The 14993-nt window shown below is 73.3% G+C and carries 16 protein-coding genes; 10 read left to right on the top strand and 6 right to left on the bottom strand.

Annotated elements, in window-relative coordinates; all coding sequences use genetic code 11:
• Positions 1-204 precede the first annotated feature (204 nt).
• Positions 205-1908: a TROVE domain-containing protein gene (locus ABTY59_RS18325; RefSeq protein ID WP_352019993.1), complete on the top strand. Its 1704-nt coding sequence runs from the start codon at positions 205-207 to the stop codon at positions 1906-1908.
• Here the strand turns inward: ABTY59_RS18325 and ABTY59_RS18320 are convergent.
• Positions 1819-2085: a PH domain-containing protein gene (locus tag ABTY59_RS18320; protein ID WP_352020197.1), complete on the bottom strand. Its 267-nt coding sequence runs from the start codon at positions 2083-2085 to the stop codon at positions 1819-1821. The genes ABTY59_RS18325 and ABTY59_RS18320 overlap by 90 nt on opposite strands.
• A gap of 269 nt (positions 2086-2354) precedes the next feature.
• Here ABTY59_RS18320 and ABTY59_RS18315 point away from each other — a divergent pair, with 269 nt between their 5' ends.
• Genes ABTY59_RS18315 through ABTY59_RS18305 form a run of 3 tightly spaced genes read left to right on the top strand, consistent with a single transcriptional unit; the run spans position 2355 to position 4670 of the window.
• Positions 2355-3302 (top strand): nitrilase-related carbon-nitrogen hydrolase, encoded by a 948-nt coding sequence (locus tag ABTY59_RS18315; protein WP_352019992.1) that lies wholly within the window; start codon positions 2355-2357, stop codon positions 3300-3302.
• A gap of 46 nt (positions 3303-3348) precedes the next feature.
• The gene (locus tag ABTY59_RS18310; protein ID WP_352019991.1) at positions 3349-4146 is read left to right on the top strand and encodes a thymidylate synthase; all 798 of its coding nucleotides are present in this window, start codon (positions 3349-3351) and stop codon (positions 4144-4146) included.
• A complete protein-coding gene (locus ABTY59_RS18305; RefSeq protein WP_352019990.1) occupies positions 4143-4670 on the top strand; it encodes a dihydrofolate reductase in 528 nt (175 codons plus the stop codon). The genes ABTY59_RS18310 and ABTY59_RS18305 overlap by 4 nt, the downstream gene beginning before the upstream one ends.
• A gap of 22 nt (positions 4671-4692) precedes the next feature.
• On the opposite strand, the gene ABTY59_RS18300 is transcribed toward ABTY59_RS18305, so the two are convergent.
• From ABTY59_RS18300 to ABTY59_RS18280, 5 genes are all read right to left on the bottom strand, one after another.
• Positions 4693-5700, bottom strand: coding sequence for a HEAT repeat domain-containing protein (locus tag ABTY59_RS18300; RefSeq protein WP_352019989.1), 1008 nt, complete (start codon positions 5698-5700; stop codon positions 4693-4695).
• Between the two features lie 6 nt (positions 5701-5706).
• Entirely contained in the window at positions 5707-6366 is a 660-nt protein-coding gene (locus tag ABTY59_RS18295) for a HEAT repeat domain-containing protein (RefSeq protein ID WP_352019988.1), read from the bottom strand.
• A gap of 89 nt (positions 6367-6455) precedes the next feature.
• Complete coding sequence (locus tag ABTY59_RS18290) at positions 6456-6983, bottom strand: NUDIX hydrolase family protein (RefSeq protein ID WP_352020196.1); 528 nt, start codon at positions 6981-6983, stop codon at positions 6456-6458.
• Positions 6984-7186: 203 nt separating this feature from the next.
• Positions 7187-8119, bottom strand: a complete 933-nt coding sequence (locus ABTY59_RS18285) for a peptidoglycan-binding protein (protein ID WP_352019987.1) — start codon at positions 8117-8119, stop codon at positions 7187-7189.
• A gap of 251 nt (positions 8120-8370) precedes the next feature.
• Positions 8371-9120 carry a GntR family transcriptional regulator gene (locus tag ABTY59_RS18280; RefSeq protein WP_502995379.1) on the bottom strand — a complete coding sequence of 250 codons (750 nt, stop codon included), beginning with the start codon at positions 9118-9120 and terminating at the stop codon, positions 8371-8373.
• A 262-nt stretch (positions 9121-9382) separates the two neighbouring features.
• Here ABTY59_RS18280 and ABTY59_RS18275 point away from each other — a divergent pair, with 262 nt between their 5' ends.
• The 6 genes from ABTY59_RS18275 to ABTY59_RS18250 all read left to right on the top strand — a co-directional run bounded on the left by ABTY59_RS18275 (position 9383) and on the right by ABTY59_RS18250 (position 14989).
• Entirely contained in the window at positions 9383-10534 is a 1152-nt protein-coding gene (locus tag ABTY59_RS18275) for an ABC transporter substrate-binding protein (RefSeq protein WP_352019986.1), read from the top strand.
• On the top strand, positions 10534-11427 hold the full coding sequence (locus tag ABTY59_RS18270; protein WP_352019985.1) for an ABC transporter permease: 894 nt from the start codon (positions 10534-10536) through the stop codon (positions 11425-11427). Before ABTY59_RS18275 ends, ABTY59_RS18270 begins: the two co-directional genes overlap by 1 nt.
• Complete coding sequence (locus ABTY59_RS18265; protein ID WP_352019984.1) at positions 11415-12338, top strand: ABC transporter permease; 924 nt, start codon at positions 11415-11417, stop codon at positions 12336-12338. The genes ABTY59_RS18270 and ABTY59_RS18265 overlap by 13 nt, the downstream gene beginning before the upstream one ends.
• A gap of 3 nt (positions 12339-12341) precedes the next feature.
• Positions 12342-13427 carry an ABC transporter ATP-binding protein gene (locus ABTY59_RS18260; RefSeq protein WP_352019983.1) on the top strand — a complete coding sequence of 362 codons (1086 nt, stop codon included), beginning with the start codon at positions 12342-12344 and terminating at the stop codon, positions 13425-13427.
• Positions 13424-14095 (top strand): HAD family hydrolase, encoded by a 672-nt coding sequence (locus tag ABTY59_RS18255; protein WP_352019982.1) that lies wholly within the window; start codon positions 13424-13426, stop codon positions 14093-14095. Before ABTY59_RS18260 ends, ABTY59_RS18255 begins: the two co-directional genes overlap by 4 nt.
• Before the next feature lie 84 nt (positions 14096-14179).
• Positions 14180-14989: an alpha/beta fold hydrolase gene (locus ABTY59_RS18250; protein ID WP_352019981.1), complete on the top strand. Its 810-nt coding sequence runs from the start codon at positions 14180-14182 to the stop codon at positions 14987-14989.
• The last annotated feature ends 4 nt before the right edge of the window (positions 14990-14993 follow it).

The following is a 14993-nucleotide window of genomic DNA, read 5'->3' as shown; positions in this document are numbered from 1 at the left end:
GCGGCTCCTTCCTTCGACAGCACAAGTGACGCCGCCGCCTTCTCTGATCTCGGAGGACGCGGGCGCCCTCGGGTGTCGGGCCGGTCAGGCCGGGCTCGCCACCCCTCAGCCCCGCCGCACCTGGTGCCCGGGCCCCATACCCTTTGCGTTCAGGGGGATTCACTGCCTCGTCACACCCCGCGCGTCTCCAAGACGTGGCCCGCCATGCTCGTGGCCCCGCACATCCTGGCGACCGCCCGCTCCATGCCTTCGTCGCCGCCACGGCCCCGCCACGGGCCCTACGGGCCGGGCCCCCGCACCCACGCGGGCGGTCCGGCCTTCGTCCGGGAGCCCCGCGAGGAGCTGTTCCTCCTCGCGGTCGGCAACTTCGTCGCGCAGGAGACCTTCTACGAGAGCGGCGTGGAGCGCGACGCGCGGTACACCCGCCTCGTGGGCGAACTCGCCGTCCGGGACCCCGAGTGGACCGCCGGCCTGCTGCGCTGGCTGCGCGGCGAGGGCAACATGCGCACGACGTCGCTCGTGGGCGCGGCCGCGTACGTCCGGGCCCGGCTCCGGGCCGGGGCGACCGGGGGCCCGTCCCACAGGTCCGTCATCGACTCCGTGCTCCAGCGCGCCGACGAGCCCGGCGACCTGCTCGCCCACTGGATCTCCACGTACGGACGGAACGTGCCGCAGCCCGTGAAGCGGGGCGTCGCCGACGCCGTACGGCGGCTGTACACGTCCCGCGCCCTGCTCAAGTACGACACCCCGTCCAGGGAGTTCCGCTTCGGCGACGTCCTCAACCTCGTGCACGCCACACCCGATCCGGAGAAGCCCTGGCAGGGCGCGCTCTTCCGGTACGCCCTGGACCGCCGCCACCACCCGGAGCGGGCGGTCCCGCCTTCCACCGACCGGATGCTGACCGCCCACCGGGCGCTGCTCGCATCTCCGGCGGACGGGCGGCGGGAGCTGGTGACCGGGCCGGGCGGCGCCGACCGCCTCGCGGCCGCGGGCATGACGTGGGAGGCCCTGGCGGGATGGCTCCACGGACCGCTGGACGCCGCCGTCTGGGAGGCCGTGATCCCCACCATGGGGCCGATGGCCCTCCTGAGGAACCTGCGGAACTTCGACGAGGCGGGGGTCTCCGACGAGGTCGCGGCCGGGGTCGCCGAGCGCCTCTCGGACGCCGCCGAGGTCGCCAGGGCCCGGCAGTTCCCCTTCCGCTACCTGGCGGCGCACCGGAACGCGCCGTCGCCCCGCTGGGCGGCCCCGCTGGAACGGGCCCTCGGCCACTCGCTCGCCCACGTGCCGGCCCTGCCCGGCCGGACCCTGATCCTGGTGGACCGGTCCGACTCCATGTTCTGGGACACGGTCTCGGAGCGGTCCACGCTGACGCGGGCGGACGCGGCGGCCGTGTTCGGCACCGCGCTCGCGATGCGCGCCGAACAGGCGGACCTGGTGGAGTTCGGCTGGGGCAGCGCGGCGGTGCCGTTCGCGGCGGGCGAGCCGGTGCTCGACGTGCTGAAACGCTTCCGCGATCTGGGCGGCACCTACACCGCGAAGGCCGTGCGCAAGCACTACCGGGACCACGACCGGATCCTGATCGTCACCGACGAACAGTCCGCCCCGTACGAGCCCGTCACCCCGACCGACGTGGTCCCGGCCACCACCCCGGTCTACACCTGGAACCTGGCCGGCTACCGCCCCGCCCACGCCCCCACGGGCCGCCACCGCCACACCTTCGGCGGCCTCACGGACGCGGCGTTCCGCATGGTGGGGCTCATCGAGTCCGGCGGGGGAGCCGCGTGGCCGTGGAGGGCGGGGCCCCTGACGCAGGCGTCACCCGCAGCCGGGGCAGTCGGTGACGTGGGCGGCGTGCAGGGACTTGATCAGGGCGAAGTCGTCGCCGACCGCACGGCTGGACGGTGAAGCGAGAGCACCGAGTGCCACCCGTTCACCGTTCTTGAGGACCAGTCCAGGAGCCTGCCCCGGGCCCACCCCAGGGCCGTCACCGATACCGACTTCGCCGATCGCGCACCACCGAACGACCTTCGAGCGTCCCAGTCCGCGTGCGGTGAGTCCCGCGGAGTCGATCCGCACGCCCATGAAACAGCTGCGGAACGCGAGCCAGACACCGCCGGCGCCACTCACGGCGTAGATCACCGTGCCGGCGGGATCCGCGGCGACCGCCCCACTGACCAACATCCCGGCGCCCAGCAGCGCGAAGAGACCCCCCACCATGAACAGGGCTGTCTGCTGCCCCGGCCTGCGGAGGGTCCGGGTGGGCATCGGGCGCGATGAAGAGGACTCCATGGCCACGACCTTAAGCCGTGGACGTACAGCGCGTGCGGGCTTTCACCGCCTAGCGTCAGGGCATGACTCCGACCTCCGCCGAGCCCCGCCGCACCCTGACCGTCGCCGTCGTCCAGGCGGCCGCCCCGCTCTTCGACACCCCGGCCGCCGTCGCCCGGGCCGAGGAGTTCCTCCGCGAGGCCTCGGGCCGGGGCGCCGAGGTCGTCGTCCTCCCCGAGGCGTTCATCGGCGGCTACCCCAAGGGCCTCGACTTCGGCATCACCGTCGGCAGCCGCACCCCCGCGGGCCGTGACCTCTTCCGCCGCTACCACGCCGCCGCCGTCGAGGTCCCCGGCCCGGAGACCGAGACGCTCGCCGCCGTCACCCGCGAACTCGGCTGCCACGCCGTGATCGGCGCCGTCGAACGGCGGGGCGCCACCCTGTACTGCGTCGCCCTGTTCTTCGGCCCCGACGGCTACCAGGGCCTCCACCGCAAGCTCATGCCCACTGCCGCCGAGCGCTACCTGTGGGGCCAGGGCGACGGCTCCACACTCCCCGTCATCGACACCGGGACCGCCCGCATCGGCGCCGCCATCTGCTGGGAGAACTACATGCCGCTCCTGCGCACCGCGATGTACGCCAAGGGCGTCGACCTGTGGTGCGCGCCCACCGTCGACGACCGCGACGCCTGGCAGGCCACCATGCGGCACATCGCCCTGGAAGGACGCTGCCACGTCCTCAGCGCCTGCCAGTACCTGCGCCGCGACGCCCTGCCGGACGACGTCCACCCCGTCCAGGGCGACGCGCCCGACACCGTACTGATCGGCGGCGGCTCGGTCATCGTCTCGCCGCTGGGCGAGGTCCTCGCCGGGCCCCTGCGCGACGGCGAGGGCGTCCTGACCGCCGAGCTCGACCTCGACGACCTCGCGCGCGCCCGCTTCGACCTCGACACCGTCGGTCACTACGCCCGCCCCGACGTCTTCACCCTGCACGTCGACGAGACCGCCCGCACGACCGTGACCAGCGGGTAGACCGCCGGTCGAGGGCGCGCCGCCCCCGGCGGTAGACTCGGCGACCGTGGCGGATACCCAGTACGAAGACCTTGTGAAGATGGTGCTCACCTCGGGGACGGCGAAGGCCGACCGGACGGGCACAGGCACCCGGAGCGTCTTCGGGCACCAGCTCCGCTACGACCTCTCGCAGGGGTTCCCGCTGGTCACCACCAAGAAGGTGCACCTCAAGTCCATCGTGTACGAGCTGCTGTGGTTCCTCCGCGGCGACTCGAACGTGCGCTGGCTCCAGGAGAACGGCGTCAGCATCTGGGACGAGTGGGCCGACGAGCAGGGCGAGCTCGGCCCCGTCTACGGCGTCCAGTGGCGCTCCTGGCCCACGCCCGACGGCCGGCACGTCGACCAGATCACCCAGGTCCTCGACACGCTCCGCCGCGACCCGGACTCCCGGCGCATCATCGTGTCCGCGTGGAACGTGGCCGAACTGGAGCGGATGGCCCTGGCTCCCTGCCACGCCTTCTTCCAGTTCTACGTCGCCGACGGCAGGCTCTCCTGCCAGCTCTACCAGCGCAGCGCCGACCTGTTCCTCGGCGTCCCGTTCAACATCGCCAGCTACGCCCTGCTCACGCACATGGTGGCGCAGCAGGTCGGGCTCGAACCGGGCGACTTCATCTGGACCGGCGGCGACTGCCACATCTACGACAACCACGTGGACCAGGTGACCGAGCAGCTCTCCCGCACCCCGTACGACTTCCCCGAGCTGAAGCTGCACAAGGCCGACTCGCTCTTCGACTACGCGTACGCCGACGTGGAGATCGTGGGCTACCAGCACCACCCGGCGATCAAGGCTCCGGTCGCCGTATGAGCGGGCGCGCGAACGACGGGACGGCCATCGGGCTCATCTGGGCCCAGACGTCCGACGGCGTGATCGGCGCCGACAACACGATCCCGTGGCGGCTGCCCGAGGACATGGCGCACTTCAAGGCGACCACCCTCGGCCACCCCGTGATCATGGGCCGCAAGACCTGGGACTCGCTGCCCCCGCGTTTCCGCCCCCTCTCCGGCCGACGGAACATCGTGCTCACCCGCGACCCGGAATGGACGGCCGAGGGCGCCGAGCGCGCGGGCTCCGTCGAGGCGGCCCTCGACCTGGCGGCCGCGGCTCCGGAGCGGGCCGGGGGAGTCGCCTGGGTGATGGGCGGCGGCGAGATCTACCGCGCCGCGCTGCCCCACGCCACGACGCTCTCGGTGACGGAGGTCGCCACCGAGCTGGCCGGCGACACGTACGCCCCGGCCGTCGACGCCGACTGGGAGACCGCGGAGGACTCCGGCTGGCAGCAGTCCACGACCGGCCTGCGCTACCGCATCCGCCGCTACACCCGACCGTAGCGACCGGACCGGGCCGGGCCGGTCAGTCCGTCCCGCGCAGTCCCAGGACGTACGAGGCGGTCATCGCGACCACGCGGTCCTCGTCGTGGACCAGCTCCGTGAGCGCCCGGGACGCCGGTTCTCCGGGGATGTCCGCGAGGGCCTGCGTCAGGCGCAGGCGCGCCGGGGGCCGCGTCGTGCCCCGGGCGAGACGCTCGACGAGCAGACCGGTGATCCGTTCCGCGAGCGCGGGCCGGCCCGCCAGGGCGCCCAGCGCCTCGGCAGCGTCGACGTCGTTCACCTCCTCGACGACCATGTCGACGAGCGTGGGCACCCCGTCGGGCACTCCGCGTGACCCGAGCTCCAGCGCCGCGCACCTGCGCAGAGCGAGGTCCGGGGCCGCCACGGCCTCCCGCAGCAGGGCGGTCGCCCGGTCGCCCGGGATCTCGGCGACGCACTGGACGGCCCGCTTGCGCACCTCCGCCAGCGGCGAACCGAGACCCCGTGCGAGCAGCGGCAGCGCGGCGTCGCCCGAGCGCGCCACCGCCCAGCGCAGCGCGCCCGCGACGACCGGGTCCCGCTCGCTCAGCACCGCCTCGACCAGCGCCTCCACCGGTGGCTCCTCGGCCGAGGAGGCCGAGGACAGGGCCGCGCGCTGGCGCGTCTCGGGGCTCTTCGATCCCAGCGCCTGGAGGAGCGAGACGATGCGCAGGACGTCCTGCCAGCCGGCCGGCTCCGCGGAACCGATCCGGCGCAGCCGGGTGAGCAGCTCCGTCTCGGCGGCGATGCGTGCGCGGGTCTGCCGGATGAGGTCGTCGACGAGGGCGGAGGGCGCGAAGCCGGGGTCGTCGAGCGCGCGCCCGACCTCCCGCAGCGAGAGGCCCAGCGACCGCAGGCTCTCGATGTGGAAGATGCGCCGGATGTCCTCGTCGGAGTACTCCCGGTAACCACTGCCCGTGCGGTCCGCCGGCCGCACCAGCCCGAGCGATTCGTAGTGCCGGAGCATGCGGGCGCTGACGCCCGAGTGCCGGGCCACCTCACCGATCAACACGGGACGTCACTCCTTGGGGCCGAGGGCCACGATCCGCTTCGCCTCCTCGATCGCGAAGTCGAATCCGGCGTCCGGGTCGAGGGACAGCTTCTCCGTGGCGATGGCGTGCGCGCGCACGGCGGGGCGGGGGTCGGACGTCGCGGCCCGCACGGCCGGCGTCATCGCCTCGCCGAGCGCGATCAGCGCGCGGCTGAGGCTCAGCCGCGTCTCGCGTCCGCCCCGCCCGAGCTGGGCCGCCAGCGCTGCGGCCAGCCCGGCCTCCGCGCCCCCGGGCACGAGGACGACCGCCGCACGCCAGGCGCTCCGGGCCACCTCGTCGTCGGGGTCGGTCATGAGCTCGGGCGTGATCGCGGGCCAGGCCCGCCCGTCCCCGATCTTGGACAGGGTGTGCAGGGCCTGGCTCCGCGCCTGGGTCCGCTCCGAGCGGAGCTCGCCGAGGAGCGGGGGGAGCGTCAGCGCCGCCGGGTGGCGGGTGAGGGCCCAGGTGAGCATCTCGCGGACCTGGAAGTCGGGCTCGATCGCGCAGCGCCCGACGAGCTCGTCGACGCTCCGCGGGTCCGGCGCCGTGCCCACCGCCAGCGCGGCCCGCAGCCGCGTCGACGCGTTGTCGCTCGCCAGCCCCCGCAGGGCCCGCCCCACCGTCGTGTCCTCGTTCGCCATGGTCATCGGGACCACCTCCTCGTGGCCGCAGTGAAGACCTTGTCATCGTGTCAAGGTCAAGCGGCCACGAGCCGGCCGGGCGGGGGAGCGGGGGTTCAGTAGGTGTGTCCGACGTGGGCGAGGGCCTGCTTGAGGAGGTGTCCCTGGCCGCCGGGCATCTCGTTCTGCACGGTGGGCGAGGCGGCCTCCTGCGGGCTGAACCAGACCAGGTCGAGGGCGTCCTGCCGCGGACGGCAGTCGCCGCTGACCGGGACGATGTAGGCGAGGGACACGGCGTGCTGGCGGGGGTCGTGGAAGGGCGTGATGCCGGCCGTGGGGAAGTACTCGGCGACGGTGAAGGGCTGCAGGGAGGCGGGGATCCGGGGCAGGGCCACGGGCCCGAGGTCCTTCTCCAGATGGCGCAGGAGTGCGTCACGGACCCGCTCGTGGTGCATGACGCGGCCGGACACCAGGGTGCGGCTGATCGTTCCTTCGGAGCCGATCCGCAGGAGCAGCCCGATGCTGGTGACTTCGCCGCTGTCGTCCACGCGCACGGGGACGGCCTCGACGTACAGGATCGGCATCCGGGACCTGGCCGTGTCCAGTTCGTCCGTGGTCAGCCAGCCGGGCGTGGTCTCAGTCATGTCGGACATCGCTTGATCATACTTTCCGGGCTGCGCTTCGGCCCAGGCCGCGTGTCTGCCAGCCGGGTGGTGGGAGTGCGGGCCGCCGTCGGGGGCCGGGGTTCGGTTCGGTGTTGCGGCATGCCATGACGGTGAGTGTACGCGGGGAGTCGTCGTGACAAGTCGTCAATTAGGTGCATCGAAGCCCCGGTTGGCCCGAGGCGTCAGAAGTCCCAGTCGTCCCCGTCCTCCCAGGGGTCCCAGTCGTGACGGTCCCCGCGGCCGGGACGGTGGGTCTCGGCGTACAGGGCCGCGCGCGTCAGCGGGCCGTAGACGCCGGGCTCCTCCGGAATGTCACGCGCCATCTGGAAGCGGCTGAGGGCCACCTCCAGGGACGTGCCGAACGTCCCGTCGGCCGAACCGAGGTACAGGTACAGCTGCTGGAGCCGGAGCTGGAGGTCCACCACGTCGGGTCCGGTGCTGCCGAGCGAGAGCAGGGGCGAGTCCGTCCGTCCGGGCCGGGAGGGGCCGGGGGCCGGCGCCGTCGACGTCGCCGGGTGGGTGGCGGGGGGAGCGGGCGGGGCCGGGGGAGTGGGGGAGGGCGGGGGCGCGGTCGTCCGGGGCGGAGTGCGCGGGGCGGCGGGGGCGGAGGAGGGCGCGCGGGGGGCGGGTGACGCCTTCGCCGTCGGGAGGGCGCTCGACGGCGCGGCGTCCGGGGTCGGATCGGGAGCCGGGAGGTCGGGCATCGTGAGGGTCACGGCGTCCGGGCTCGCCCGGTCCGGCTCGGACGTCAGGCCGACGGTGAGCCCGATGCCGGCGGCGAGCGCGCCGGTGAGCAGCAGGGGGAGGGACAGTCCGCCCCGGCTCCCGCGCTCGGACGCCTCGGCGGCCCGCTCCGGCCGGGGAGCCCTGCGGGGGGCCTTCCTCGCGTACCGGGGCTTCCCGGCTCCGTGGCGTCCTCGCGGCCGTGCCTCCCCGGGGGCGGGCGACGGGGCCGGCGGGATGTCGAACAGCTCGACGTCCTGCACGCGTGCCCCCGGCCCGCGCTCGTCGGGGCGGGCGACCTTCCCGAAGATGCGGTCGCCCCGCGCGGGACCTGGTTCCTCTGCGGGGGCGCCGGACGTGACTGCTGTGGTCAGGGCAGTCCTGTTGGGCATCATCTGCTCCAGATGTGGTGAAGCCGTGGACGTTGCGGCGAAGCCGAGGAGAATTTGACTGGCACTCAATGCAAGCGTCAACTGCGCCCAAGGCGTGCGAAAGGGGTACCTTCGCGACGTTGATTCTTAAACAACCCTTAATAAGTGACGCAGGTCACCTCATGGGGGTTTCGTTGCGTCAGGTCGTCACGCCAGGTGGCCACATCGGGTCGTCACATCGGGTCGTCACATCAGGTCGTCACATCAGGGCGTCACGTCAGCAGGGAGCCGGCGTCGCGCACGAGCGGCGCCGTGCCCACCGAGTTGCTCACGTTGAACGTGACGCTGCCCGCGCGATAGCGGTCCTCCGTCCACTCGATGGGACGGCCGTCCTGGTTGCTCGTCAGGTGGCGCTGGCGGAGGAGCGGGCTGCCCCGCCGGACGCGGAGCAGTCGGGCGTCGTCGCTCCCCGCGGGGACGGCGTCGATGAGGTGCTCGCCGTAGTGGGCGACGATCCCCGCGTCCTCGGCCATGCTGTCCATGATCGAGGCGCAGTCGGCCGGCAGCGACTCCACGGTGGGCGCGACCCACTCCGCGTACGCCGTGCGCTCCACCATGACCGGTTCGTCGTCCAGGCAACGCAGGCGCAGGACGTCGAGGACCCCGGACCCCTCCGGGAGGGCGAGGCGGCGCGACTCCTCCGGCGTGGCCCGGCGGCGCTCGCGGTGCAGGAACCGGCTGGACGACCGGTAGCCCATGGTCCGCGCCCACTGGGCGAAGCTGTGGAGCTCGGCGAAGCTGTGCCGGCGCTCCCTGCGGAGCACGATGCGCCGGGCGCCCTGACGGGAGCCGATGATGCCCTCCGAGGTGAGCAGCGCGACGGCCTGGCGTACGGTGCCGCGCGAGGCGGACCAGCGGTCGGCGAGGTCGCTCTCGGACGGCAGCCGGGCGCCCACGGCGTACTCGCCGCTCAGGATCGAGCGGCGGAGTTCCTCCGCGATCTCCACGTACAGCGCCGTCACAATGCCCCCATCTCGTCCATGACGGTGCACACCCGGTCACGGGCTGTGCTGTCGGAGGCTCACCCTAACCCGGCGATCTGACGCGGCAGGGCTCCGTCCGTTCATCCCAAGTCCATGGCGTTCACCTGTGGTTCACCACAACCGGCTCTTCCGGGAGGCGTCTGAATCTCGCCATGTCGCGTTCACTTTCCGGACAGCGGGCGCGGGCGAACTAGGGGCGGCTTGTTCAGACAAGTTCCGTCACTCGCTTCTGGGAGAACCCGTGCGCAGAACCCCCGTCCGCGGCGCCGCAGTCCTGCTCGGCGCCGTCGCCCTGACCACCCTCACCGCCTGCGGTGCCGCCCCCGAGGGCGCCGCGGGCGCCACGGGCGCGGGAGCGAAGTCGGCCACCGCGGCGTCGGTGAAGGACTTCGGCGGCATGGACGCCCTCGTCAAGGCGGCGAAGGAAGAGGGCGCGCTGCACGTCATCGCCCTGCCGCCGGACTGGGCCAACTACGGTGAGCTGATCAAGGCGTTCGAGACCAAGTACGGGATCAAGGTCGAGAGCGAGAACCCGGACGCCTCCAGCGCCGACGAGATCGCCGCCGTCAAGTCCCGCAAGGGCCAGAAGCGCGCCCCCGACGTCCTCGACCTGGGCATCGCCTTCGCCCGCAGCGGCGCCGAGGAGGGCCTGTTCGCCCCGTACAAGGTCGAGGCCTGGGACAAGATCCCCGCCGGGCAGAAGGACGAGGCCGGCCGCTGGTACAACGACTACGGCGGCTACGTCTCCATCGGCTGCGACGCCAAGCGCATCCCGAACTGCCCGAAGACCTTCGCCGACCTCCTCAAGCCCGAGTACAAGGGCAAGGTCGCCCTCAACGGCAACCCCACCAAGTCCGGCTCCGCCTTCGGCGGCGTCTACGCGGCCGCCCTCGCCAACAAGGGCTCCTTCGCCGACATCCAGCCCGGCATCGACTTCTTCGGCACCCTGAAGAAGAGCGGCAACTTCATCCCCGTCGAGTCCACCCCGGCCACGGTCGAGAAGGGCGAGACGCCCATCAGCATCGACTGGGACTACCTCAACGCCGGCTACGCCGACCAGTTCAAGGGCAAGGGCGTCGACTGGCAGGTCGCCGTCCCGACCGACGGCGTGTACGCCCAGTTCTACTCCCAGGCCGTCAACAAGGACGCCCCGCACCCCGCCGCCGCCCGCCTGTGGATGGAGTTCCTCTACAGCACCGAGGGCCAGAACCTCTGGCTCAAGGGATACGCCCGCCCCGTCCTGCTCCCGGCCATGACCGCCGACGGCAGCGCCGACAAGACCTTCGTCGCCAAGCTCCCCGCGGTCGCCGGCACCCCCGCCTTCCCGGCCTCCGCCGAGCTCGACAAGGCCAAGGCCACCCTCGCCGAGAAGTGGGACAAGGCCCTCTCCTGATGTCCTCAGCCACCCCCACCGAGGGAACCGCCGGCGGCACCCGCCGCCGGCGGCGCGGCCCCCGCACCTGGCTCGCCGCCCTCCCCCTGATCGTCTTCACCGGCCTCTGCTTCGGACTGCCCCTCGGCGCCCTCCTGTACGGCGCCGTCACCCGCACCGACCCGGCCACCGGCACCACCGCCCTGACCGGCGAGCACCTCAGCCGCTCGCTCCAGGGCCCCTACCTCGGCTCCCTCGTCGGCAGCCTCCAGCTCTCCGCGCTCACCGCCCTGATCGGCTCGGTCCTCGGCGTCCTCATCGCCCAGGCCGTCGTCACCTCCCGGTCCCGGGCCCTGCGCAGCGCCGTCCTCACCGCCTCCGGAGTCCTCGCCAACTTCGGCGGCGTCCCCCTCGCGTTCGCGTTCATCGCGACCGTCGGCATCTCCGGCGTCGTCACCCAGCTCGCCGACCTGACCGGCCTCGGCTGGAACCTGTACTCCTTCGGCGGCCTGGCCGTCGTCTACCTGTACTTCCTCATCCCCCTCATGGTCCTGGTGATCCTGCCCGCGCTCGACGGCCTGCGCCCCCAGTGGCGGGAGGCCGCGCAGAACGCGGGAGCGGGCGGCCTGCAGTACTGGCGCCACGTCGGCATCCCCGTCCTCGCGCCCTCCCTGCTCGGCGGGTTCGTGCTGCTCTTCGGCAGTGCCTTCGCCGCCCACGCGACCGCCGCCGCGCTCGTCGGCGGCTCCGTGCCCCTGGTCACCCTGAAGATCGCGGACGCCCTCTCCGGGAACGTCCTGGTCGGCCAGGAGAACGTCGCCCTCGCCCTCGGCCTCGACATGATCCTGATCGCCGGCCTGGTCATGGCGGTCTACCTCCCCCTCCAGCGCAGGAGCGCCCGATGGCTGCGATGACCCCCACCGCCCCGGACGTCACCCCCGAGTCCGGGACGCGCGCGGCGGCCCCGCCCACCACCCCCGTACGGGCCCGGCGGCGCCCGCGACTGTGGCGCGGACTCGTCCTCGGCCTCGGCGGCGCGTACTTCCTCGTCCCGCTGATCGCCTCGTTCGTGTTCACCGTGCACACCCCCGGCCAGGGCGTCTCCTTCGAGGCGTACACCGCGCTGCTCTCCGCAGACGGGTTCACCGAGAGCCTGCTGCTCTCCCTCGGCCTCGCCGCCGCCACCATCGCGCTCGCCCTGCTGCTCGCCGTGCCCGCCCTGGTGGCGGTCCGGCTCGGCGCGCCGCGCCTGCGGCCCGTCGTCGAGGTGATGTGCATGCTGCCGCTCGTCGTGCCGCCGATCGCGCTCGTCACCGGGATCAGCACCGTACTGCGCTGGGGCCCCGACCACCTGTCACGGACCCCGCTCTACCAGACGTTCCTCGCCGTCCAGAACGAGGACTTCCCCTTCGTCCTGGTCCTCGCGTACACCGTCATGGCCCTGCCGTTCGTGTACCGCTCGCTCGACGCGGGCCTGCGCGCCGTCGACGTCCCGACCCTCGTCGAGGCCGCCCGCAACTGCGGGGCCTCCTGGCCGTACGTCATGCTCCGGGTGATCCTGCCCAACCTGCGCTCCTCGCTGGCCGGCGCCGCCTTCCTCACCCTGGCGCTCGTCCTCGGCGAGTTCACCATCGCCTCGATCCTCGGCTTCCGGCCCTTCGCCGTCTGGATCGTCTCCATCTCCGGAGCCCAGGCCCGCATGTCCGTGGCCGTCTCCCTCCTCAGCCTTCTCATCACCTGGCTGCTGCTGCTCGTCCTGTCCCGGGCCGGAACGGCACAGACCGGCACGCCCGGCGCCCCCCGCACCTCCCGCAAGGAGTCCTGACCCATGACCTCTGCCACAGCGGAACGGACGGAGTCCACCGCCGCCACCGGGGCCCGCGTCGAATTCCGCGGCCTGCGCCGCGCCTTCGGCACCACCGTCGCCCTCGACGGCCTCGACCTCACCGTCGAGCCCGGCGAACTCCTCGCGCTCCTCGGCCCGTCGGGCTGCGGCAAGACCACCGCCCTCCGGGTCCTCGCGGGCTTCGAACGCCCCGACTCCGGCGAGGTCCTCGTGGACGGCAAGGACATCACGCACGTCCCCGCCAACCGCCGCGACGCCGGCATGGTCTTCCAGTCGTACAGCCTCTTCCCCAACCTCACCGCCCGTGACAACGTCGCCTTCGGCCTCCGCGTCCGCAAGACCGGAGCCGCCGAGCGCCACGCCCGCGCCGCCGAACTCCTCGACCTCGTCGGCCTGCCCGACCACGGCGACCGCTACCCGCACCAGATGTCCGGCGGCCAGCAGCAGCGCGTCGCCCTGGCCCGGGCCCTCGCCCTGCGCCCCCGCGTCCTCCTCCTGGACGAACCCCTCTCCGCGCTCGACGCCAAGGTCCGGCTCAGCCTCCGCGAGGAGATCCGGCGGCTCCAGCTCTCCCTCGGCATCACCACCGTCTTCGTCACCCACGACCAGGAGGAGGCGCTGTCCATGGCGGACCGCGTCGCCGTCCTCAACGCCGGGAAACTGGAGCAGTGCGCGGCCCCCGCCGAGCTGTACCGCCGCCCGGCGACCGCCTTCGTCGCCGAGTTCGTCGGCACCATGAACCGGCTGCCCGGCCGGCTCACCGACTCCGGGCGGGTGGAAGCCGCCGGCAGCCGCCTCCCCGTCGACGGGGACGTCCCCGGCACCCGCGACGTCGAGGTGCTCGTCCGCCCCGAGAACGTCACCGTCACCGCCGACCCCGAGGGCGAGGCCGTCATCGTCTCCACCTCCTTCTTCGGCTCCGTCACCCGCGTCCACCTCGACCACCGCGGTACGACGGTCAAGGCGGACCTCCCCTCGCGCGACGCGGGCGCACTCACCCCGGGCACCCGCGCCACCGTCGGCATCGCCCCACACCCCGCACTCGTCGTGCCGAGGGCGGAGCGGTGAGCGGACTCGCCGCCGTCCTCTTCGACATGGACGGCACCCTCGTCGACACCGAGGTCCTCTGGTGGAACGCCACGGAGGAGGTCGCCGCCCGGCTCGGACACCGGCTCGGCGACGCCGACGCGCCCGAGGTCGTCGGACGCGCCGTCGAGGACACCGCCGCGCACCTGGCACGCGCCACCGGCGCGCCCGACCCGGAGTCCATCGCGACCGCGCTGACCGCCGCCTTCCAGGAACGCGTCGACGCGGGCGCGCCGATGCGCCCCGGCGCCGACCGGCTCCTCGCCGAACTGCACCGGGCGGGCGTGCCGTTCGCGCTGGTCAGCGCGTCACCGCGATCCGTGGTCGACTCGGTAGTCGGCGGCGCTCTCGCCCACGTCCCCTTCGCCCTCACGCTCTCCGCCGACGACACCGTACGGACGAAGCCGCACCCCGACCCGTACCGCACGGCCGCCGAACGCCTCGGCGTCCCGGCCGGCGCCTGCGTGGCCGTCGAGGACTCGCCCGACGGAGCCGCCTCGGCCGACGCCGCCGGCTGCGCCGTCCTGGTCGTCCCCTCCCTCCTGCCGGTCCCTCCCGGCCCGGAACGGCTGTTCGCGGAGAGCCTGGAGGACGTGGACCTCGACGGCCTGCGCCGCCACCTCCTGGACAGGACGGCGGCGCGGGGCTGACCGCCTCCGGGCGGAGAACAGCCCGACTGTCGCCCCACCCCTCTCCTTCCTATCCTGGAGGGAGGAGAGGTGAGGAGGGCCGCGATGGCCGCCGTCGCCGTGCACAGCGCCGCCCTGGGGGAGGGGCGCCCCACGCTCCCCTACGCCGAAGCGGGCCGGCCGGGGAGCACCCCGCTCCTCCTCGTGCACGGCTACCTGGACTCCTGGTGGACCTTCGAACCGCTGCTGCGCCGCATGCCGCCCGGCCTGCACGCGTACGCCCCCACCCAGCGGGGCCACGGCGACGCCGGAAAGCCGCCCGACGGCTATCTGCCGGAGGACTTCGCCGACGACCTGTTGGCGTTCATGGACGGCGTCGGCATCGAACGAGCCGTCCTGGTCGGCGGATCCAGCGGCGGGGTCCAGGCCCGCATCGTCGCGGGACGACGGCCGGACCGGGTGGCCGGACTCGTCCTGCTCGGGGTCCCGGCCACCCTCGCCGACAAGCCCCGAGCGGCGGAATTCTGGGAAGCCGTGAGGGAGTTGCGGGACCCCGTGGACCCCGCGCTGGCCGCGGCGCTCTCCGAGGGCCTGACCGAGACGCCCATGGGGCGCGGCTTCCTGCAGACCGTCGTCGACGAGATGCTCAAGGCCCCGGCCCACGTATGGCGCGAGACCCTGCGCGGCCTCCTGGAGACCGATCTCCGCGCCACCCTGTCGGGGATCCTCGTCCCGACCCTGCTCGTCTGGGGTGAACGGGATCCCATCCTGACGCGCGAGGAACAGCAGACGATCCTCGACGCGATCCCCGACTCGCGGCTCGTCGTCTACGAGGGCGTGGGGCACCTCGCCTACTGGGAGACCCCGGACCGCGTGCTCCGCGACCTGGCCACGTTCGTGACGGACCGGACCTGAGGGG

The organism is Streptomyces sp. NPDC096079, from assembly GCF_040303145.1.
GTDB lineage: Bacteria > Actinomycetota > Actinomycetes > Streptomycetales > Streptomycetaceae > Streptomyces.
The sequence above is the reverse complement of the archived record's forward strand: the minus strand, read 5'-3'. Positions and strand labels throughout refer to the sequence as shown.